The sequence below is a fragment of the Blautia sp. ZXY-1-C6 genome, from assembly GCF_056339875.1.
Genome location: NZ_JBWJVQ010000175.1, coordinates 1 through 20,808 on the forward strand (window position 1 = coordinate 1; position 20,808 = coordinate 20,808).

Below are 20,808 nucleotides of genomic sequence, written 5' to 3' on the forward strand. Positions count from 1 at the left end.
TGAATCTGTCTTTGCAGGAACAGAAGTCGATACTTCAGCAGCAGGTGAAACAGTGGAAGCAGCACAGGCTGAAGAGACAGAATCAAATGCAGCAACAGAAGTAAATATAGCAGAGAAAACTGCAATAGCTGAAGAGGATATAGCATCAGAAGAAAGTATAGCAGCATTTAATGCGGAAGAAGGAGAAAACGTAGCAGCATTTAGTACTTCTGAGAATGACGCAGAGGAATTCGCAGCAGAAGCAAACACAGATGAGAACCTTCCTGATTTTGATACAGAAAGTGATGAAAGTCGTGCAATTGCTGCAATGGTAGCGGATATCCTTGGAGCACAGGCTGATACAGCTGCGCCGAAACTGATCATCGGTGAAGGCAGAAATATGAAAAATGCAAAAGTGTATGTTGCAGAGCAGACAGATGCAACTACAAATACAAAGACAAATGAGGCATATGTTTCCAATAAAGTAACTGCCACAGGTCTGAGTGCAAATACTGTGTACTATTACAGCTATGAAAAAGAGGATGGAACCTACACAGAACCTGCAGAATATGTTACAAAATCAACAAATAATTACAGCTTTATTTTCGTAGGTGATCCGCAGATCGGATCTTCCAATGAACTGAAAGGCTCTGATACAGCAGAATTTTATCAGGCACAGTCCGATGCGGTCAGAAATGATTCCTTTAACTGGAACACCACATTAAATGAAGCTATGGATAAAACAGGCGGAAATGCAAGCTTCGTGGTATCAGCAGGTGACCAGATCCAGACAACAAAGAAGAAATCTCCGGGAAAAAGTGAAATGACCAGCGAGATTGAGTATACCGGATATTTAAGCCCAGATGTGCTGAAATCCCTTCCTGTTGCAACAACTGTTGGAAACCATGACGCAGATAATGCAAACTACACATATCATTTTAATACACCAAACAGCAGCGACCTGGGTTCTAACGGAGTTGTTGGTGGAGATTATTATTTCACATATGGAAACACTCTGTTTATGATGCTCAATACACAGGATACCAATGCTGCTGAACATAAACAGTTTATGGAACAGGCGATTGCTGCAAATCCAAACTGTACCTGGAGAGTCGTAACTTTACATCAGGATATTTATGGTTCTGCAGAGCATTCCAATGAACCGGAGATTACAAACCTCAGATATACACTGGTACCCTATTTTGAAGCAAATGATGTAGATGTTGTTCTTACAGGACACGATCATGCATATTCCCGTACCCATATTCTTGAGGGCGGACATAAAACTGTAGAATATACGGATGATGAGTTTGATGCAGAACTGGATAAGGATATGGATGCGGGAGAAAATCCGGCTACAAGATATGAAGCACCGGCAAATATTTCCGCAGATTCCAAGGAACCGGCTGATGTGGCTTATCTGAATTATCTGAATGCAGTCATGGATAAGGATGCGGTAGAGGATACAGAAAAGGGTGAGACAGTTGTAAATCCGGATGGTATTCTCTATATGACAGCAAACTCTTCATCAGGAAGCAAGTATTATGATCTTGTACCAAGAATGCAGAGCTATATTGCAAACAGATGGCAGGAAGACGTTCCGACTTATTCTGTTATTGATGTAACAGATAATACATTTACAATCAATACTTATCGTACAGATAATGACCAGAAAATTGATGAAACCTTTACGATTAAAAAAGGTGTGACAGAAGATATTAAATCTGCATCTGTAGGGAATGTGAAGAATCAGATTTATACAGGAAAACAGATCCAGCCGGCTATTAAAGTAACTCTGAATGGAAAGACCTTAAAGGCAGGAAAAGACTACACAGTTACCTATACAGATAACAAAAATACAGGTCTGGCAAAAGCAACCATCAATGGAATCGGAAAGTATACAGGAACACAGACAGTAACATTTAAGATTGTGCCAAAGAAAGCAGTGTTAAAAACTGTGAAAGCCGGAAAATCCGGAACAGCCACTGTTACGATCGGAAAAGCAGGTGGAAAAGTTTCCGGCTATGCAATTCAGGTTTCCACAGATTCTTCATTCAAAAAGGTAACTACTTACCGTACAGCAAAAACTACATATACTCTTAAAAATCTGTCCAAAGGAAAAACTTACTATGTAAGAGTAAAAGCATTTACCAAAGTTTCAGACAAGAACGTGTATGGTGCAGCAAGCAAAACAATTAAGGTGAAAGCAAAATAATGTTAAACAAAAATTTCCTTCGGAGAGGGTGCCTGGTGATCGCAGGCATCCTTTTCCTCATTTTTCTGATGCAATATAATAAGATCGAAAAAACAGAACTTCTTTCTACAGAGGGCAGAACCTTTGAGAAAGCAGTAGTAACAGAGGTTATTTCAGATAACCTTACAGAAAACGGAAACAGAGTAGGTAATCAGACCGTCAGGCTGCGACTCTGTTCCGGCAAATTTAAGAACGAAAAAGTGGAAGCAATCAGTTCTTCCAGCTATCTGTTTGGTGCAACCTGTAAAAAGGGTATGAAAGTCATTGCACTGGTCAGTGAATCACAGGGTGAAGTCATTGCATCTGTATATAGTGCTGACCGTGAATTTTCCTTATATTTTATGATTGCAGTGTTTCTTCTGGCAATTATCCTGATCGGTGGAAAAAAAGGTGCGGCATCTGTAATGGGGCTGGGCTTTACCATTGTATGTGTGCTGTTTCTGTTTCTTCCGATGATATACAGAGGTGTTTCGCCAATCTTTTCAGCGGTAGTTGTTGCCGTTATAACCACTGTAGTAACAATTTATCTGATTTCCGGAATTTCTGTTAAATCATTAACTGCAATTTCAGGAACTGTAACCGGTGTTGTAATGGCTGTTATATTTGCAGGAATATTTGGAAAAGTAACTCAGATCACAGGTTATAATGTAAGTGATATTGAAGAGTTGATTTACCTGGAAGAGAAAACAGCTATAAAAATAAATGAACTTCTGTTTGCAGGGATCCTGATCGCATCACTGGGAGCAGTAATGGATGTAGGAATGTCTATTGCCTCTACTTTACAGGAAATATACAGCAGACGCCCGGATCTTGGAATGTGGGACTTGTTTAAAAGCGGCATGAATGTTGGAAAAGATATGATGGGAACTATGTCAAACACGCTGATCCTTGCTTTTGCAGGTGGCTCTCTCAACACACTGGTATTTATTTTTGCATATAACTATTCTTATCATCAGATCATCAATATGTATTCTATTGGGATTGAACTGATGCAGGGGATTTCCGCAAGTATGGGAGTAATCCTGACGGTTCCCTTTACCTCACTGGCAGGAGCCTTCTTTATTTCAGGAAAAGTATTGAAAAAGTGATTCTCGCAGGAGGGATCATAAAACGATGAAAGTAAACAAAGCAAATGAATTCTATAAGATATTAGAGAGAAAAGCCATATATCCGGTGTTTCAGCCAATCGTCAATTTACAGACAGGCAGGGTGTCCGGCTATGAGGCACTCAGCCGTATAGACAGGAGCAGCACAACACTTACAATCTCAGATTTGTTTGTGATAGCTGAACAGGTGGGATGCGTATGGAAATTAGAGAAACTATGCAGAAACAAAGCCTTGAAGGCAGCAGTTGAAAAACCGGAAAATGTAAAATTATTTCTTAATGTTGATGGAAATATTATTCAGGATAAAGCGTTTATACAGGGATTTACAAACCGTAGGGCTATGAAGGCAGGGGTTCCTGCTTCTGATATTGTATTCGAAATAACAGAGAGATCAGACATAGAAAACTATCAGATATTGCAGCAGATCATGAAACATTATGCAGATCAGGGATATGAGATAGCATTGGATGATGTGGGAGCTGGACATTTAGGCCTAAATCGTGTAGTGAATACCACACCTGACTATCTGAAAGCGGATATAGAACTGGTAAGGGATATTCACAAGTATAAGAAAAAAGAGATCATGATGAAACTCCTGTTAGATTACTGTAATGCAACAGGAGCAATTCTGATCGCAGAAGGGATAGAAACAGTACAGGAGCTGGAATGTCTGCACAGCCTGGGAGTGCATTACGGCCAGGGATTTTTCCTCGGAAAACCAGAACGTGCATTTGGAAATATCAGTGCTGAATCGGAAGAAATATTAGAGCGATTAAATGGGAGAAAGAATATTTTATTTTTGGATATATCAGGCAAATAAGTCATTCATTTTTCTACATTTTTCAACAATAAATCCGAAATTACACCAGTTGATTAATCCCTGAGAGTTGTGTATAATTATAAAAATAAAGTTTTCTAGTACATCGTTTCGTAAATAACTATACCAATCGCGTAGGATGCGGATTCGAGTGTGCTGGTATAAAAACGCAGGCGTAGCGGGCTACGCTGAGGCTTTTAGACCTGTGCAATCGGATTCGCAGACAAGTGAGTGGTATAGTTATTTCGAAAACGATGTACTAGAATTGAGGAGTGGGTTATGGATCGCTTAGCACTTATTTTTGATAAACCAGCAGAAGCCTGGAATGAAGCGCTGCCCCTTGGAAATGGAACCATGGGAGCAATGTCCTATGGAAGATTTCAAAATGAAAGAATAGAATTGAATCTGGATTCGCTTTGGTCTGGAAATGGAAGAAACAAGGAAAATCCCAACAAAAATGTCGACTGGGATTCTTTTTAGAAAACACATTTTTGCAGGGGATTACCAGGGAGCAGAGAATTATTGCAAAGAAAATGTGTTAGGAGACTGGACAGAAAGCTATCTGCCTGCAGGAACGCTTTCCATTAATGTGAAAGAACCCATTCAAAATGGAAACAGCTTTTATAGAAGAGAACTGTGCCTGACGAATGCAACTGAAAAAATAGAATTCTGCCAGGATGATTTGATTTATCAAAGAGAATTTTTTGTGAGTATGTCAGAACCAGTGATGGCAATTCATTATCATACTTCTCCAAATTGCAATCTTGAAATGTCAATAACACTGGAAAGTGAAATAAAGCACAAATCTGCTTTTTTTGCAGAAAATGGAATTATATTAGAAGGGCAGGCACCCATTTATGTTGCACCACCTTATTATTCCTGCGAAGTTCCTGTCGTTTATGAAGAGGGGCAGGGAATCCGTTTTGCAATTGGATTATATGTACAAACGAACGGTGGAAATGTATATCAGCAAGCGGATAAGCTTTTTATAAATACTCCAAATGATGTGTATATTTACGTGTCCGGAGTAACTGATTTTAAACAAAAAGAACTCTTTTTTTCAAAAAGAAACTGTATGATGGAAAACATCCAGCACATTCAATATGAAAAGCAAAAAAAGGCGCATATGGATGTATACGCAAATTATTTTGATAGGATGCATCTTGACATTAATTATACACCCGATAATGAACTTGCATTAAAAATGTTTCATTATGCCCGCTATCTGATGATCTGTTCATCTGTACCCGGTTCACAATGTACAAATCTTCAGGGAATCTGGAATCACCATATGCGTGCTCCCTGGAGCAGTAATTATACTGTAAATATTAATACGGAAATGAATTACTGGATAGCAGAAAAAGCAAATTTAAGTGACTGTCATATGCCTTTGCTTGAACTTATAGAACGTACCTCAAAAAAAGGTGAAAAAACAGCTCAGGATGTTTATCATCTGGCTGGCTGGGTAAGCCACCATAATCTGGATATTTGGGGACACTCAAGCCCGGTTGGACAATTTGGACAGGACGAAAATCCCTGTACATATTCCATGTGGCCGATGAGTTCTGGATGGTTATGCTGTCATTTATGGGAACATTACTGCTATACATTGGATGAAGCTTTTTTAAAAAAGAAGGCATTTCCGATTATACAAGGGGCCGTAGAATTTTACCTGGGCTATCTGGTACCTTATAAGGGATATTATGTAACTGCTCCCTCTACTTCACCTGAAAATACATTCCTTGCACCAGATATGACGACACATAGTGTTACGTTTGCGTCAACAATGGATATCAGCATATTGAGAGAACTGTTTGGATTATATTTAAAAGCATGTGAAATTCTGGGAGTAGAAGATTTTACAAATGCAGTCAAAAATGTACTTCAGAAACTTCCTGCCTATAAAATTGGGAAAGAAGGGCAGCTTCAGGAATGGTTTTATGATTACCCGGAAGCAGATATCAATCACAGACATATTTCTCACCTGTTTGGATTATATCCTGGGAACCAGATTCATAAAGAGAATGAACCTCTTATAGAAGCCTGCAGAACTTCTTTGGAAAGGCGTGGGGATAAGGGAACCGGCTGGTGTATGGCGTGGAAAGCCTGCCTGTGGGCAAAACTTGGAGATGGAAATCATGCCCTGACTTTATTAAAAAATCAGCTTCGCTTAACAAGAGAAGAAGCATGCAGTCTGGTAGGTGGCGGGATATATCCGAATATGCTTTGTGCCCATCCTCCGTTTCAGATTGATGGTAATTTTGGATTTGCTGCTGCTGTGCTGGAAATGCTAGTTCAGTATGAAGAGCAGAAAATTGTTTTTCTTCCGGCATTACCAGATGAATGGAAAGATGGGATGGCAGAAGGCGTGAAAGCGCCTGGTAATATCACACTTAATTTCAAGTGGAAAGAAAAACGGGTTACGGAAATAAATCTGAAATCTCCAATTGATGCGAAACTGGTAATCTTATATAATGGTATGGAAGAAGAAATCGTCCTGAATGCTGGAAGCAGTTATCAGAAGACGCTGATATAAAGAATATATTATGATATATGAAAGGCAGGATATCTTGTGATTATAAGACATCCTGCTGTTTTATATCAGATTACCTGCTTATAGATGAAATCGTTTCCCATATTCAGAAGGTGAAATTCCCATACACTTTTTGAATAATCGACTAAAATAAAGTTGATCGTCAATTCCTACCATAACGGAGATCTCCTTCAGGGAAAAGGTATTCTCCTTTATCAGTGTAGCAGCTTTTCTTATCCGCAGATTGTTTAAGTAACTGGTAATACTTGTTCCTACTTCGGACTTGAAAACACGGCATAAATAGCTAGTGCTGAGATTGACATTTGCCGAAATGGAGGATAATGTGAGACGGTGCATGTAATTATTTTCTATGTATGTAAGGGTTTTGGCAACATCATTTTTATAATGCCCCTCACTATGAAGAAAGTCCTGATATGTGGTCCTGGCCTCTTCATAATTTTTCAGATTTTCTTTATATGGCATATCTGGTGCAAAGGCTTGGTACATGGTAAAACGGTTATACAGCTTTTTTATCAGCTGTTCCACTTTTACTTGACTGCACATTAATTCTTTTTGGGAAAATACTACGAGCGCATTATGGGCACTGAGAACAAGAATGTATGGCTGTAGCACTCCCTGAACAGCATCCAGTATCATATCTCGCAGCAGATTAGCTGATATAGAAAATGCATCATTTGATAAAAATTTTTCAAACGTTACATAGCATACAGCACAGGAATGTTTCATAAATCCAAATTTTTCTGCTCCATATCTTTCAATGAACGAATCGAGAGACTCTTCTCCCTGAAAAAAGGAGAGAAGATGATCGGTTATGGGTTCAGTGATGTCTGTTTTCAGAATGGAATCTTTTCGGTCAGCTGTATTTTGCATTTTTTTTGTGGTTTTGTTCAGACAGGCAAGGAGTGTATCTGGTTGAATTTTGATTTTTAACAGATAGTCCGCAGCACCTAAAAGCAATGCACTTCTTACTGAATCGAAGTCTTCGTAGTTGCTTAGTACCAGTATTTCTCCGGGATATTCTTTTTCCTTCAGAAAACGAATTAGTTCCAGTCCGTCCATTTCAGGCATTTTCAGGTCAGTGATAATGATATCCGGATGATGTTTTTCAATCAGTGGAACAGCCTCAAGACCATTTGATGCTGTTCCACAAATGAAAAAACCATGCTCTTCCCAGGGAAGAATGGAGCGAAGCGCAATTTTTACGATTGGTTCATCGTCAATAATTAATATACTGTACATAAAAGTCCTTTCTGTGGGCAAAAGTGGTTGTGATTTTTAGCTGTTATAATCTTTTGACAGTTCTTGTACATATAGTAAGGGAAGAGTCAGCGTACATGTGGTTCCTTCTCCAGGGTGACTATTGACCTTAAGTCCATATTCCTTTCCAAAATTCAGCTGTATTCGGTCATTTACATTGGTAATTCCAATCTTTTTCCGGTTTGTATGAGGTTCCAGCGCTGCAGGTGTCACTTCAAATCCTTTTCCATTGTCACAGAGTTCTATGATAAGATGATTGTTTTCTTCCCAACAGGTGATTAGAATTTCCATAACGGAGCCGTCATCAGAAGAACCATGCATAACAGAATTTTCTGCAAGGGGCTGCAGGATTAGTTTAGGAACAAGGCAGGAGAGCAGTTCTTCCTCTTCTACGTCAAAAGAGTACTCAAAGCTTCCGGCATACCGGATTCTTAAAATCGCGAAGTAGTTTTCCAGGTTCTCAAGCTCTTCCTGAATGGTTATATACTCGTTTTTATTAGTCAGTGTATTTTGCAAAAGACTGCTGAGGGCCTGGATTCCATCACTTACAATCTGGTCTTTATGCATGGCGGCTACAAAGCGCAGACTGTTTAAAGTGTTGAAAAGAAAATGAGGATTTAACTGATATTGAAGCATCTGTAGCTCCAATTCTCTTTTTTTCTTTTCCTGGCTTTTCTGTTGTTTCATCAGGCTCTCAATGGTATCTGCCATATGATTCATGCTTCCGGAAAGATCGGAAAGTTCGTCTTTGTGGTCATCCTGGATCCGTACGGAAAGATTTCCCTTTGATAATTCCCTGCAAAAATCCAGCATGCTTCTGATGGGGGAGGTAATTCCAGGATACACCATAGCTACAATTCCAATGCAGAGTAGAACAAGGAAGAATGCCACAGCCAGGATTTTCCAAAACATAGTGTTAACTTCAGAATTAATATAATGATATGGCATGGTATATACAAACAGCTGGTTCAGGTTTTTATTGAAAATATAAGTAACCAGCTGTTCTTCGCCATCTTTGTAAATGCTGAAAAAATCTGTTCTGTTTGGAAGTCTTGCTTGAATATTTTTCAGCAGCTTTTTTTCGGTTTTTTGCCCCAGTTGAATACTACGATCCCAGGAAGAAAGGATTGTTCCATCCATATTCAGATACATAATATTGGAAGAGTCAGCCAGACCTACTGGTTCCAGTACTGTTTTGGAAAAAATTTTTTCATCAATGGAAATCAGGGTATAACCAATTACACGACTCTGACTGTATTGTTCATAAATTCTTCTTCCAAGAATCAGGATGTCCCGGTTACGGTAAGTATGTGCGTATGCCCATACATCCTGATTTTCTTCTTCAAGACGACTCAGGATCCTGCTTACATCATCCGAATATAACCCATCATATCCCAAATCATAAAAAATATTCCCATCTGTATCATATACTGTAATGTTTTTTGCCTGTGCAGGATAGATGATTTTACTTCGAATCATATGTTGGATTTCATTGATGGCTTGATTCTTTTCCGTATCTGTCATACCCTTTTTCAGAAGACCGTCCTTGATTTCCTGACTGATGCAGATGGAGCCGCAGAGATACTGATACTTTTCAATCTCACTTACCATATTCAGATTGATCATGGATAAAGTCTGTGAGATGGAAGTGGAAAGTTTTTCCCGAAGCGCTTCTGAAAAAATATGAAACGAATAGAAGCTGATTCCTGTTAATGGTACAATAGAGATCAGGAAAAGCGCTATGATCAGCCTGGTTCTAATACTGAATTTTCGAAATCCCTGATATCGTTGTCTTTTTTCCATGCCGCTGTCCCTCATTTCTAAAAAATAATTCGTACATGGTCCGGTAAAGATGGAAAAAATCGTTCTGATTTTCATGACTGTATCGGATTGTGACAGATTTATTATACAGGAAAAAAACAAGATAATCCATTTAAAATACAAATAGAAAAAGATTGTACATATATGTCGCAAGAAAATCCATATTATATAAAAATAACAGAAAAATGTTCCATATAAAGAATTGTTTTGTGAATTTACCACAAGAAGATTTTCCATTATACTAATATCATCAGGCAAACATAATAAAAGCCAACAAGAAGGAGGAAACAACCTATGAAGAAAAGATTTGCAGCTTCTGCTATGATCCTTGCTATGAGCGCAGCAACAGTACTTTCCCCGCTTACTGCATTTGCAGAGGCAGAAGAACAGGAATTGAACATTGCCATTTTCCAGGGGGGATATGGGGATGCTTACTGGAATCAGATGGTGGAGCTTTTTGAAGAAAGCCATGAGGGCGTGAAAGTAAACATGACTATCAGCCCTACAATTGGAGATATCATCCGTCCACAGATTGTAGCTGGAAATGCACCTGATTTTATCTGTCTTAACGATGGTGGTGAGGATGGTGTAATCCTTTCCCTGATCAAAGATCATGCACTTCTCAACCTGGATGATGTTTTTGACGGAGAAAATTATGCTGGAACCGGTACCCTTCGCGATGATATTACAGATGGGATCCTTTCCAGTACAAAGTGTGCACCATACGGAGATGATGAGATCTATCTGGCACCATTCAACAGTGGTCCGCAGGGTCTGATTTACAACAAAACATTCTTTGATGAGAATAATCTGGAAGTGCCGAAGACCTGGGATGAGTTCTTTGCACTTGGTGATAAGGTAAAAGATATTGACGGACGTGCACTTTTCACATATCAGGGAATTTATCCGGGATACATGGAAGAAATGCTCTGGCCGGCAATTGCAAATGAGTGCGGCGAAGAAGCACTTACTAAGATTGCCAATTACGAAGAAGGTTCCTTTAATAATGAGGGTGTGTTAAAGGCTTTAAGTCATATTAAAGAGATTGCAGATAAAGGCTATCTGTTAGAGGGCACTGTTGGTATGAACCATACAGAGTCTCAGACAGAGATGATGCTTGGAAAAGCTGCATTTATCACAAACGGAACCTGGATGGAAAATGAGATGCAGGATGCGCCAAGAGAAGATGGATTTGAATTTGCAATGGCTACGATCCCGACCGAGAACGCAGACGATGTGCACTATGTATTTGACAGCTGCGAGCAGTTTTCCATTCCGGCAGCTGCCAAGAATCCAGAACTTGCAAAAGAATTTCTTCGTTTCCTGTATAGTGATGAATCTGTATCTGCTTTTGCAGAAGCTTCCGGTGCCCTCTATGCTACCAAGAGTGCCCGTGAAGTAGCAAAAGATAAGCTGTCTACTGCAATCTACAACATGTACGGAATCTACGAAGAGGCAAATGCCTCCTCCCTGATTATGAGCTTCGCAGCAGTTCCGGCTGACTGCAAGGTTAACCCGAAAGATGAGATATTTAATCCGATTACATCTGTTATGAATGATGAAATGACAGTGGAAGAGTGGGCACAGAATGTGGAAGATGCTTTTGCACAGGTTCGTGCTGATATGGAAGCTGCCAACTAAACTTCATATACCAGCCGGATAAAAACGGTAAAGCATGGAAAGGCTGCTACACAGTGTATGCTATGCAGCAGCCTTTTGTAACCCTGAACAGATATATCGCCAATCGGTGATGTCATCCACATTTATTAAATACTTTAAATTTAAAGAGGTGAACAAGCGTGGTAAAGAAGCCCAGATTATTTATAGCCCTGTGTACGCTTCCTGCATTGATTTTAACCATTGTTTTTATGATTGTGCCTATGGTAAATGCCATTTATCTGTCTTTTACCAGTTCCACTGCACTTAGCGTAGGCTTTAACAGCAAATTTGTATTTTTGGATAATTACAAGTATATGTTCCAGGATAAGGATTTTCTTCAGGCACTGTTTAATACTCTTAAGCTGATGCTGGTAATCCCGGCTGTGACCATATTTCTAAGTCTTGTATTTGCATTTATCCTTACTCAGGGACAGCTCAAGGAAAAGTCATTTTACCGGACCGTATTCTTTTTCCCAAGTATTGTTTCCATGACTGTAGTTGGTATTGTGTGGTCTTTTGTGTTTAATCCCACAAGAGGAATTCTGAATCATATGCTGGATCTGTTCCATTTCTCCACTTGGAAACACGCATGGCTTGGAGAGGGAAAAACGGCTCTCTGGTGTATCGGTGCAGCCCTGGTGTGGCAGGCTATTGGTTATTATATGGTTATGCATGTGGCTTCCATTGACGGGATTTCCCAGGAGGTTTATGAAGCTGCTTCCATTGACGGTGCAACAGGAGTGCAGAAGTTCTTTAGGATTACCATTCCGCTGCTTCGCAGATCCATTGGAACGACCTATATACTTTCCCTGTCTGGTACTATCAATTTAAGTTTTACTCTGTCCAACGTTATGACAGGCGGTGGACCAAACGGTGCTTCCAGTGTGCTTTTACAGTATATGTATACGCAGGGTATGCGAAACGCTAATTTTGGATATGCCATGGCAATCGCCATGTTTACCCTGATTCTTGCAATTGTGCTTGCAATGATTTCTAAAAAAGTATCATCTGAAAAAGAATAGGAGGGAGACTGATGAAAACTGTAAGAACCTGGTGTATCAGAATCCTGATGATTCTGTTTACCGTTATCTTTTTGTACCCGCTTTTCTGGAACCTGATGTCTGCGTTTAAGACAAATGCAGAATATTTGACAGATCCCTATGCATTGCCCACAGCTTTGAATTTGGATAATTTTGTGGCAGCATGGCAGAAAGCAAATATCGCCGCTTATTTTGGAAATTCCATATTTGTGACTGTGTTTTCCACTGTATTGCTATTGCTTCTGGTTATTCCCATTTCTTATGTACTGGCAAGATACCGTTTTGCGGGCAGCAAACTGATCTCTGCCATTTATATGGCATGTATTTTTCTGCAGGCTACCTACATTATGATTCCTTTGTTTCTGGAATTACAGGCTGTGAATGGATTAAATAACCTGCCGGTACTATGCCTTGTTTATGCAGTTATGCAGTTTCCTTTTTGTATCTTTACTTTACAGGGCTTTATGTCTGCAGTACCCAGAGATTACGAGGAATCTGCAAGAATTGACGGTGCTACTAATATCCAACTGCTATCAAGAGTTATGGTGCCTCTTGCAAAACCCGGAATTGCGACCATTACGATGTTAAGTGCCATGGGCTTCTGGAATGAATATCCATTGGCACTTGTTCTTCTCACGGAAGATGCAAAGAAAACTCTTCCCATCGGAATGGCAAACTTGTTTGAAGTGCAGAAATATGCCACGGACTGGGGTGCACTGTTTGCAGGACTTGTAATTATTATGATTCCAACAATCATTATTTATCTGATTGGACAAAGATATCTGCTTCAGGGAATTGGTGCAGGCGGGTTAAAAGGGTAAAATGAAAGGGGAAATAAAATGCCAACTGATCAGGAATTAATAAAAATAGTTCCCTCCAGCCGCCAGCTTGCCTATCAGGCAACAGAGTTTTATGCGTTCTTTCATTTTGGAATGAATACATATACCAATCGTGAGTGGGGAGATGGAACAGAAACACCACAAATTTTTAATCCTACAGAGTTTGTTGCAGACCAGTGGGTGTCTGCAGCACAAAATGCAGGTATGAAAGGGGTAATCCTTACCTGTAAACACCATGATGGTTTCTGCCTGTGGCCGACCAGATATACCAGCCATAGCGTTGTCTCCAGTCCATGGAAAAATGGAAGGGGAGATGTGGTCTGGGAAGTGTCTGAAGCATGCCGTCGTTATGGGATGAAATTTGGAATTTATCTTTCACCATGGGATCGCAACAAGCCTTGTTACGGAAGCGGAAAAGAATATGATGATTACTATCTGGCACAGCTGACTGAGCTTCTCACCGGTTATGGAGATATTTTTAGTGTCTGGCTAGATGGTGCCTGCGGAGAAGGACCAAATGGAAAAAAACAGATATATGACTGGAAACGCTATTATGAATGTGTCAGAAAATATCAGCCAGACGCATGTATCTGTGTGTGTGGGCCGGATATCAGGTGGTGCGGAAATGAAGCTGGCGATGTAAGAAAATCTGAGTGGAGTGTTGTTCCTGCACGTACAGCACTTGCAGAGAGTGTACAGGAAAGAAGCCAGCAGACCGATGATAAGGAATTTAGAATGCGCCGGATCACCAGCGACATGGAAGATCTTGGAAGCAGAAGAGCGCTTGAAGGTGAAACGAATCTGATCTGGTATCCGGCAGAAGTAAATACTTCTATAAGACCTGGATGGTTTTATCATCCAGAAGAAGATGATCAGGTGAAAAGTCTGGAGGAGCTGATCTATATCTATATTGGGGCTGTTGGAGGAAATGCAACCTTTTTGTTAAATATTCCACCTATGCCAAACGGGCTTCTTCATGAAAATGATGTTAAACGTCTGGAAGAATTTGGAAGTTGGAAAAAGAAATCTTTTACTCATAATTTAATGAGTACAGCACATATTTTTTCAGAAAATGAAGATCCGACGCATCCGGTTTCTGATTTGACAGATGATACTTCAGAAACCTGGTTTCAGCCTGAAAGCAGCGAACTGCCAGTAGAAATAACCATTTGTCTGGACGGTTCATACAACTTAGGGTATCTGGTATTAAAAGAGGCTGTCTGCTATAGTCAGAGAGTGGAAAAATTTGAGATATTTGTTAAAGAGGGGGAAATATGGAACAGTATTTACACAGGAACAGTAATTGGTTATAAGAAGATCATTTCTGTTAAGGGGCAAAAAGCCCAGAAAGTGAAAATTGTTTTACATGATTTCCGTGTACTTCCGCTGCTCTCATTTGTTGGAATTTATCCTGAAAGTCTTTAATAGGGAAAGCATTCTTTCTCATAATATCTTAAGGTAGAAGCAAGAAGATATTATTAGAAAACCATTGAACCTGCTTGAAAGAGAGAACATTCAAAGCAAAATTGCCAATTGGTTTGGAATAGATTTTTCCAAACTGTAGATTGTTTTTATAAGTAATCTTGGAACTAATGCAGGAGTCATGGTGCAAATGGACAATGTTCGCAGAAAGCACTTGTCTTTTAGAAAGACTCGTATTAAAATGCTTGTCAGTGATCAGGTTGCAGAAACTTGCGATGCCTGCGACCGGACGGAGGACCTAAGGGTCCTCCATTTTTCTATATACGCAGATTTTTATAGCGATAGAAAAAGCATTAAAACCGATAAAACTATTTTTGAACTATGAAGAATAGATTAGAAATCTCATTGCGCGAAAAGGGATGATTATTGTTGACCGTGAGTTCACTGCGTCTAAATTAAAAGATATCAGTTATTTTGCCCTGATAGATGGGTACAAAAATCTGTTTTACAATCCCATGAGTTAGAAACGATTTTTGACCATAACACAGTTAAAATTAATCAAAAAATCAATCGCAAATTTTTACGATTGCATTGACAGTGATTCTCCTTATCTATATATTATTGCAGTAGGAACAACTTATCAAGTACTCGGAAATAACTAACTTGGTAATAAAATTTTTACTGGAGGTTATCAGAAATGACAGAAAGAGAAAAAATGGTAAGTGGAGAGTTATATGATCCAACGGATAAAGAATTGGAACAATTTTTAATTTCACCTGCTTGGATGTATGTGAAGTACATATAGGAGATAATGTGATGATTGGTCCAAATGTCACATTGGCAACTCCCATGCACCCATTTTTACTTGAAGAACGTAATAGCAGAAAAAGAGAAGATGGAAGCTTTTATAATCTTGAATAGGAGAAACCAATTACTATAAAAGATAATTGCTGGCTGGCATCCAATGTGGTTGTTTGTGGCGGTGTTACCATAGGAGAGGGATGTGTAATAGGAGCAGGAAGTGTTGTGACAAGGGATATTCCTCCATATAGTCTGGCTGCTGGAAATCCATGCCGGGTTATTCGCAAAATAACTGAAAAAGATCATATGAAATAAGATAATACAATCAATAAAGGGGATGCCGGTTAATACCACTTTTCGGCATCCCCTTTTTGCCCAAATAATTAAGTATTCCAATATCCGATATGGCAGAAATATTTCTGGGACAGATTGTATTCCGGAGAAAAATGAAAGGTTAGTTTTAACTGGTTGTATTACGGCGAATCAATATTGGAGTAATCTGTTTATGGACAGGCTTTTCCAGTGGTTTAGGGGAACGTTTTTTTTGTTCTTCCATCTGTTGAACCAGAAGCTCCATGGCAGTTTGTGCAATAATATCAATCTGCTGACCAACGGTTGTGATTGGGAGAATTGCCTCACTGGCAATGGGAGAATTATCAAATCCTATGATTTCATAGAAAGAGGGTAATTCTCGGTATTTCTGGAAAATCAGGTTAAGAAACATGTTTGCATAAGTATCGTTGGAAAGGAAAATACCTTTTTTTTGATTGGGATATTTCTCTTCTATTCTTGTAAAAATGCGTCTTATTTCATTTAAAATTTCCTGATAAGAATTACCGCTTACACTTAGATCAATATCATAAGGAACCTGATATTCTTCACAGGTTTCCTTAAATGCGCGAATACGGTCGTAAGCAGGAACTGTTTTCTCAACATTGACATTGATGTGGATCAGTATATCACATTTATCACGGATCAGCAGAGTGGTAGCCTGAAGCGCACCCATATAGTTGTCAGTGGTAACACTGCTGATATATTCCGCTTCACGTTCAATGGCAACGATGGGAATCTGATAGGAGGATAATTGTTTTGATGACAGCGTATGACTTAAAACAATGAGACCTTCAATCTGATAGGATAGGAGCTCTTCAATATATTGCTGTTCTTCTTCAGCCCCATGTTCACTGCTAAAGACGAGAAATTTGTAGTGATAATCACTGTAGCTGGACAGCAGTTGTGTCAGCATTTCAGAATAATAATGCAGATAAAGATTCGGAATAATGATTCCGATAAATTCACTTTTTCCATTCGCCAGAACTTTTGCAAGTTTATTTTTTTTATAGCCAAGGATATCAAGGGCCTGAGAAATTTTTTCCTGATTTTCAAGTGTAAGGGAATCAGGATGATTGAAATATCTTGATATTGTAGTTTTTGAAAAATGGGTATATGCTGCAATATCTGCAAATGTCACCTGTTTTTTTGACATGAAACTTATTCTCCTTATAAATAAATGCAAATATTTTTTTTAGTATAGCAATTATTATACAAAAAGGCAATATTAAAATAACCGATTACGTAACCGGTTATTTTAATGAAGAAAAGTGTTGACAGAGAGTGTGTGATGTAGTAACATCAGATTATAAAGTAACCGGTTACTTAACCGGTTTCATGAACAATGTATGAAAGGAATGGAGGAAAAAGTGCATGAAAACAGTGCAGAACCAAGCAAAGCCCGTAAGCAAGCAGACGTGGAGAAATAAGGTTACGTATGTGAAGAAAAACTGGCAGTTATATCTTTTTTTCTTAATGCCGGGACTTTTACTGACAATCATTTTTAAGTATCTTCCGATGGGAGGGCTTTTGATTGCGTTTGAAGATTATAATGTAATCAAGGGAGTACTTGGAAGTCCATGGGTTGGACTTGAATATTTCAGACGTTTTTTATCATCACCGGATTTTATGAACTATCTGATGAATACATTAAAGCTGAGTATCTATGGATTATTATGGGGATTTCCGGTTCCGATTATTCTGGCATTACTTATGAATCGTATTCAAAAAACAGGGATCAAGAAAAAAGTACAGCTTCTGATCTATATGCCGAATTTTATATCTGTAATAGTACTTTGTGGTATGGTTCGTATGCTGTTATCACCGGTAGGACCTTTGAACAGGCTGCTTGGGATTAGCACAAACTGGATGACAATGCCATCTGCTTTCCGTACTATTTATATAGCAAGTGGAATCTGGCAGACTGCAGGCTGGGCATCTATTATGTATACTGCAGCATTATCTAATGCGAGCAAAGAGTTGGAAGAAGCGGCAGTTATGGATGGAGCAAACCTTTTGCAGCAGATCTGGTACGTGGAGCTTCCGGCGATTAAGAACATTATTGTAATTCAGTTTATCCTGCAGGCAGGAAATATTATGAGCATTGGATTTGAGAAGGCATATGCATTGCAGACAGATATGAACCTGCCGGCATCAGAAATTTTATCTACATATGTATATCGCATCGGTCTTTTGAACGGTGATTATGGTTATTCTACGGCAGTAGGTCTGTTTAATTCAGTTGTAAATGTAATTCTGTTGATTTTTGTAAACTGGGTTGTAAAGAAGCTGAATGATGGAGAGGGATTATAGGAGGAAGAGAAGATGGAGAAAAAGAAGAGAAAATATTCAAGGACAGATCGTCTGATCCTTGGAATTGGATTCACGATTCTTGGACTGTTTGTACTTTCTATTGCGATTCCAATTATATATGTAGTGCTTGCATCTTTTATGGATCCTACTGTTTTGAATAATCAGGGACTGAGCTCTGATATTAAGGACTGGACTTTGGATGCTTATAGAAGAGTACTGGAGAATGAGATGATCTGGCGCGGATTTTTGAATTCTTTTCTGTATTCATTTGTATTTACAGTGATCTCAGTTTTTGTAACATTACTGGCAGCCTTTCCTCTGTCTAAAAAAGAATTTGTGGGAAGAAAATTTTTTAATCTGATTTTTCTGATCACAATGTTTTTTGGGGGAGGAATGATTCCAACATTTATTTTGATCAATCAGCTGCATATGGTAAATACAGTATGGGCGGTTTTGATTCCGGGAGCATTTAACGTTTGGAATATGATTCTTGCAAGAACTTATTATCAGTCAATTCCGGCAGAATTAAGAGAAGCATCTGCAATTGACGGTGCTAATGAAATTCAGCATTTTTTCAAAATTATGATGCCGGTATGTAAACCGATCATTGCAGTACTGGCACTGTGGTCATTTGTCGGAATGTGGAATAGCTACTTTGATGCGATGATTTATCTGAACGATGCAAATCTTCAGCCACTGCAGCTGGTACTGCGTTCAATCCTGGTGCAGAATACTCCACAGCCGGGAATGATTGCAGATATCCAAAGCACAGCAGAGATGGCAAAGGTAGCAGAACAGTTGAAATATGCAACAATTGTAGTATCAAGTTTACCACTTTTAGTGATGTATCCATTTTTCCAGAAATATTTTGATAAAGGAATTATGGTTGGATCGGTAAAAGGCTAAAGAAAGGAATGATACAGATATGAAGAAAAACAGAGTAAGAAGTTTGCTTGCACTTGGACTTTCTTTAACAATGATGGTAAGTATAATGGGGTGTGGAAAACAGCAGAGGCTTGATGCTGAGATTAATCCGGATACACCGGTATCGGATGTACAGTTTCCATTGAAAGAAACAGAGGAGCTTTCTTTTATTACCAGTGCACCGGCCACTTCAACACAGGATCCAAATAAAAGAGTGATTTTCCAGAGAATGGAAGAACAGACCAATGTTCATATTGACTGGACCTGCTTTGTATCAGATCAGTTTTCAGATAAAAAGAATCTGGCGTTGGCTCAGTTTGGAAATCTGCCGGATGGGCTGTTTAATGCAGGCATGAGTGATTATGATCTGTTGCGTTATGCAAAGCAGGGAATAATTATTCCGCTGGAAAATCTGATTGACAAATATATGCCAAACCTTCAGGCTGTGTTTGAAAAATACCCGGAATACAGAACCATGTGTACAGCACCGGATGGACATATTTACTCTTTTCCGTGGATTGAACAGCTTGGTTCCGGAAAAGAAGCAATTCAGGCCATTGGAGATATTCCTTATATTAATAAGAAATGGCTTGATTATCTTGGTCTTGAGATTCCAACCACAACAGACGAACTGGAGCAGGTACTGATTCAATTTCGAGATCATGCAGATGATCTGAAACAAGAGTTTTCCATTGAAGGTGATGTAATACCAATGTCATTTATTATCAATAACGGAGATCAGGATCCTTCAATCTTAATAAATGGATTCGGAGATGGTTATGGGGACACAGGAGATCATTTTGCTGTAACAGATGAAGGTAAGGTGATTTATACAACGGTTCAGGAAGGATACAAAGAAGGTATCAAATGGCTGCATAAACTTGTGACAGAGAATCTGATCGATCCGGAAGCATTTACACAGGAATGGTCTACTTATGTTGCAAAAGGAAAGAATCACCGTTATGGACTTTGCTTCACATGGGATATTGCTAATATAGACAACAATACGGATTATGTGATGCTTCCGGCACTGACCGGACCGGATGGAATGAGAAATATCACCAGACAGAACAACAGTGAGACCAGCGGTTTTGACAGAGGAAGATGTGTGCTTACTACCAGCTGCCGTAACACGGCACTTGCTGCCGCATGGATCGATCAGATGTATGCACCCCTTCAGTCTCCACAAAATAACTGGGGAACCTATGGAGAGAAGGATTCCTTTAATATTTTTGAGCTGTCTGTAAACAAAGATGGCGAAAAAATGTTAAAGCATATGGACTTAGGAGATCAGTCACCGGTGGAAGTACGTGAAGCGCAATCTGTAAATGGTCCTCTCGCTATATTAAATGAATATTATGACGTATATGTAACACAGCCGGAAGATGCAAAATGGCGTCTGGATAATATGCATGAGACATATTTACAGGATATGAACAGCAAATATGTTTATCCTAATGTATTTATGAGTATTGATGATACAAACAAAGTGTCACAGTATGATACAGATATTAAGAAATATGCAGAACAGAAGAAAGCAGATTGGATCCTGAACGGAGGAATTGATGAAGAATGGGATTCTTATCTGAAAAAAATGGAGAAGTACGGGCTTTCCGATTACCTTTCAATCAAGCAAAAATATTTTGACCAGTATCAGGATTCATTAAGCAGTGAAAAATAAGAGAAGATATC

General features: G+C 39.1%; 17 protein-coding genes and 1 pseudogene. 15 read left to right on the forward strand and 3 right to left on the reverse strand.

Going from position 1 to position 20,808, the window contains the following annotated elements:
• The 5 genes from AC075J_RS09295 to AC075J_RS09315 all read left to right on the forward strand — a co-directional run.
• The coding region (locus tag AC075J_RS09295) for a metallophosphoesterase (protein ID WP_476390256.1) at nucleotides 1–2,194 on the forward strand (2,194 nt) is incomplete at its 5' end.
• Nucleotides 2,194–3,321 (forward strand): YibE/F family protein, encoded by a 1,128-nt coding sequence (locus AC075J_RS09300; RefSeq protein ID WP_055199586.1) that lies wholly within the window; start codon nucleotides 2,194–2,196, stop codon nucleotides 3,319–3,321. The genes AC075J_RS09295 and AC075J_RS09300, both read left to right, overlap by 1 nt.
• Before the next feature lie 25 nt (nucleotides 3,322–3,346).
• Nucleotides 3,347–4,159 carry an EAL domain-containing protein gene (locus tag AC075J_RS09305; protein ID WP_055199587.1) on the forward strand — a complete coding sequence of 271 codons (813 nt, stop codon included), beginning with the start codon at nucleotides 3,347–3,349 and terminating at the stop codon, nucleotides 4,157–4,159.
• Between the two features lie 276 nt (nucleotides 4,160–4,435).
• A complete protein-coding gene (locus AC075J_RS09310) occupies nucleotides 4,436–4,636 on the forward strand; it encodes a glycoside hydrolase N-terminal domain-containing protein (protein ID WP_476390257.1) in 201 nt (66 codons plus the stop codon).
• Nucleotides 4,614–6,692, forward strand: a complete 2,079-nt coding sequence (locus tag AC075J_RS09315; RefSeq protein ID WP_476390258.1) for a glycosyl hydrolase family 95 catalytic domain-containing protein — start codon at nucleotides 4,614–4,616, stop codon at nucleotides 6,690–6,692. Before AC075J_RS09310 ends, AC075J_RS09315 begins: the two co-directional genes overlap by 23 nt.
• Nucleotides 6,693–6,770: 78 nt before the next feature.
• On the opposite strand, the gene AC075J_RS09320 is transcribed toward AC075J_RS09315, so the two are convergent.
• Together AC075J_RS09320 and AC075J_RS09325 are read right to left on the reverse strand one after the other, a co-directional pair.
• On the reverse strand, nucleotides 6,771–7,949 hold the full coding sequence (locus AC075J_RS09320; protein WP_025580036.1) for a response regulator transcription factor: 1,179 nt from the start codon (nucleotides 7,947–7,949) through the stop codon (nucleotides 6,771–6,773).
• Between the two features lie 36 nt (nucleotides 7,950–7,985).
• Nucleotides 7,986–9,770, reverse strand: coding sequence for a cache domain-containing sensor histidine kinase (locus tag AC075J_RS09325; protein ID WP_055150789.1), 1,785 nt, complete (start codon nucleotides 9,768–9,770; stop codon nucleotides 7,986–7,988).
• A gap of 312 nt (nucleotides 9,771–10,082) precedes the next feature.
• Between AC075J_RS09325 and AC075J_RS09330 the strand changes: the two genes are divergently transcribed.
• The 7 genes and pseudogenes from AC075J_RS09330 to AC075J_RS09360 all read left to right on the forward strand — a co-directional run bounded on the left by AC075J_RS09330 (nucleotide 10,083) and on the right by AC075J_RS09360 (nucleotide 15,864).
• Nucleotides 10,083–11,429, forward strand: coding sequence for a carbohydrate ABC transporter substrate-binding protein (locus tag AC075J_RS09330; RefSeq protein WP_055199588.1), 1,347 nt, complete (start codon nucleotides 10,083–10,085; stop codon nucleotides 11,427–11,429).
• A 158-nt stretch (nucleotides 11,430–11,587) separates the two neighbouring features.
• Entirely contained in the window at nucleotides 11,588–12,469 is an 882-nt protein-coding gene (locus tag AC075J_RS09335) for a carbohydrate ABC transporter permease (RefSeq protein WP_055199589.1), read from the forward strand.
• Nucleotides 12,470–12,480: 11 nt separating this feature from the next.
• Nucleotides 12,481–13,308: a carbohydrate ABC transporter permease gene (locus AC075J_RS09340; RefSeq protein ID WP_022380663.1), complete on the forward strand. Its 828-nt coding sequence runs from the start codon at nucleotides 12,481–12,483 to the stop codon at nucleotides 13,306–13,308.
• An 18-nt stretch (nucleotides 13,309–13,326) separates the two neighbouring features.
• Complete coding sequence (locus tag AC075J_RS09345) at nucleotides 13,327–14,751, forward strand: alpha-L-fucosidase (RefSeq protein ID WP_008706707.1); 1,425 nt, start codon at nucleotides 13,327–13,329, stop codon at nucleotides 14,749–14,751.
• 37 nt (nucleotides 14,752–14,788) lie between these two features.
• Nucleotides 14,789–14,887: pseudogene (locus AC075J_RS09350) on the forward strand (LysR family transcriptional regulator); the annotation flags it as partial.
• Between the two features lie 558 nt (nucleotides 14,888–15,445).
• Nucleotides 15,446–15,553 (forward strand): maltose acetyltransferase domain-containing protein, encoded by a 108-nt coding sequence (locus AC075J_RS09355; RefSeq protein ID WP_020993554.1) that lies wholly within the window; start codon nucleotides 15,446–15,448, stop codon nucleotides 15,551–15,553.
• A gap of 161 nt (nucleotides 15,554–15,714) precedes the next feature.
• Entirely contained in the window at nucleotides 15,715–15,864 is a 150-nt protein-coding gene (locus tag AC075J_RS09360) for an LbetaH domain-containing protein (RefSeq protein ID WP_330380683.1), read from the forward strand.
• Nucleotides 15,865–16,009: 145 nt separating this feature from the next.
• Here the strand turns inward: AC075J_RS09360 and AC075J_RS09365 are convergent, their stop codons facing one another.
• The gene (locus AC075J_RS09365) at nucleotides 16,010–17,035 is read right to left on the reverse strand and encodes a LacI family DNA-binding transcriptional regulator (protein WP_022380667.1); all 1,026 of its coding nucleotides are present in this window, start codon (nucleotides 17,033–17,035) and stop codon (nucleotides 16,010–16,012) included.
• Between the two features lie 218 nt (nucleotides 17,036–17,253).
• Between AC075J_RS09365 and AC075J_RS09370 the strand changes: the two genes are divergently transcribed.
• Genes AC075J_RS09370 through AC075J_RS09380 form a run of 3 tightly spaced genes read left to right on the forward strand, consistent with a single transcriptional unit; the run spans nucleotide 17,254 to nucleotide 20,797 of the window.
• On the forward strand, nucleotides 17,254–18,192 hold the full coding sequence (locus AC075J_RS09370) for an ABC transporter permease (protein WP_008706704.1): 939 nt from the start codon (nucleotides 17,254–17,256) through the stop codon (nucleotides 18,190–18,192).
• A gap of 12 nt (nucleotides 18,193–18,204) precedes the next feature.
• Entirely contained in the window at nucleotides 18,205–19,098 is an 894-nt protein-coding gene (locus AC075J_RS09375) for a carbohydrate ABC transporter permease (protein WP_022380668.1), read from the forward strand.
• A 19-nt stretch (nucleotides 19,099–19,117) separates the two neighbouring features.
• Nucleotides 19,118–20,797: a type 2 periplasmic-binding domain-containing protein gene (locus tag AC075J_RS09380; protein ID WP_022380669.1), complete on the forward strand. Its 1,680-nt coding sequence runs from the start codon at nucleotides 19,118–19,120 to the stop codon at nucleotides 20,795–20,797.
• The last annotated feature ends 11 nt before the right edge of the window (nucleotides 20,798–20,808 follow it).

Excerpts from the sequence above, each read along its gene's own strand:
- AC075J_RS09315 (WP_476390258.1), top strand. The coding sequence starts at position 4,614 with ATGTCGACTGGGATTCTTTTTAGAAAACACATTTTTGCAGGGGATTAC.
- AC075J_RS09345 (WP_008706707.1), top strand. The coding sequence starts at position 13,327 with ATGCCAACTGATCAGGAATTAATAAAAATAGTTCCCTCCAGCCGCCAG.
- AC075J_RS09380 (WP_022380669.1), top strand. The coding sequence starts at position 19,118 with ATGAAGAAAAACAGAGTAAGAAGTTTGCTTGCACTTGGACTTTCTTTA.
- AC075J_RS09305 (WP_055199587.1), top strand. The coding sequence starts at position 3,347 with ATGAAAGTAAACAAAGCAAATGAATTCTATAAGATATTAGAGAGAAAA.
- AC075J_RS09370 (WP_008706704.1), top strand. The coding sequence starts at position 17,254 with ATGAAAACAGTGCAGAACCAAGCAAAGCCCGTAAGCAAGCAGACGTGG.
- AC075J_RS09325 (WP_055150789.1), bottom strand. The coding sequence starts at position 9,770 with ATGGAAAAAAGACAACGATATCAGGGATTTCGAAAATTCAGTATTAGA.
- AC075J_RS09375 (WP_022380668.1), top strand. The coding sequence starts at position 18,205 with ATGGAGAAAAAGAAGAGAAAATATTCAAGGACAGATCGTCTGATCCTT.
- AC075J_RS09300 (WP_055199586.1), top strand. The coding sequence starts at position 2,194 with ATGTTAAACAAAAATTTCCTTCGGAGAGGGTGCCTGGTGATCGCAGGC.
- AC075J_RS09355 (WP_020993554.1), top strand. The coding sequence starts at position 15,446 with ATGACAGAAAGAGAAAAAATGGTAAGTGGAGAGTTATATGATCCAACG.
- AC075J_RS09330 (WP_055199588.1), top strand. The coding sequence starts at position 10,083 with ATGAAGAAAAGATTTGCAGCTTCTGCTATGATCCTTGCTATGAGCGCA.
- AC075J_RS09310 (WP_476390257.1), top strand. The coding sequence starts at position 4,436 with ATGGATCGCTTAGCACTTATTTTTGATAAACCAGCAGAAGCCTGGAAT.
- AC075J_RS09340 (WP_022380663.1), top strand. The coding sequence starts at position 12,481 with ATGAAAACTGTAAGAACCTGGTGTATCAGAATCCTGATGATTCTGTTT.
- AC075J_RS09320 (WP_025580036.1), bottom strand. The coding sequence starts at position 7,949 with ATGTACAGTATATTAATTATTGACGATGAACCAATCGTAAAAATTGCG.
- AC075J_RS09365 (WP_022380667.1), bottom strand. The coding sequence starts at position 17,035 with ATGTCAAAAAAACAGGTGACATTTGCAGATATTGCAGCATATACCCAT.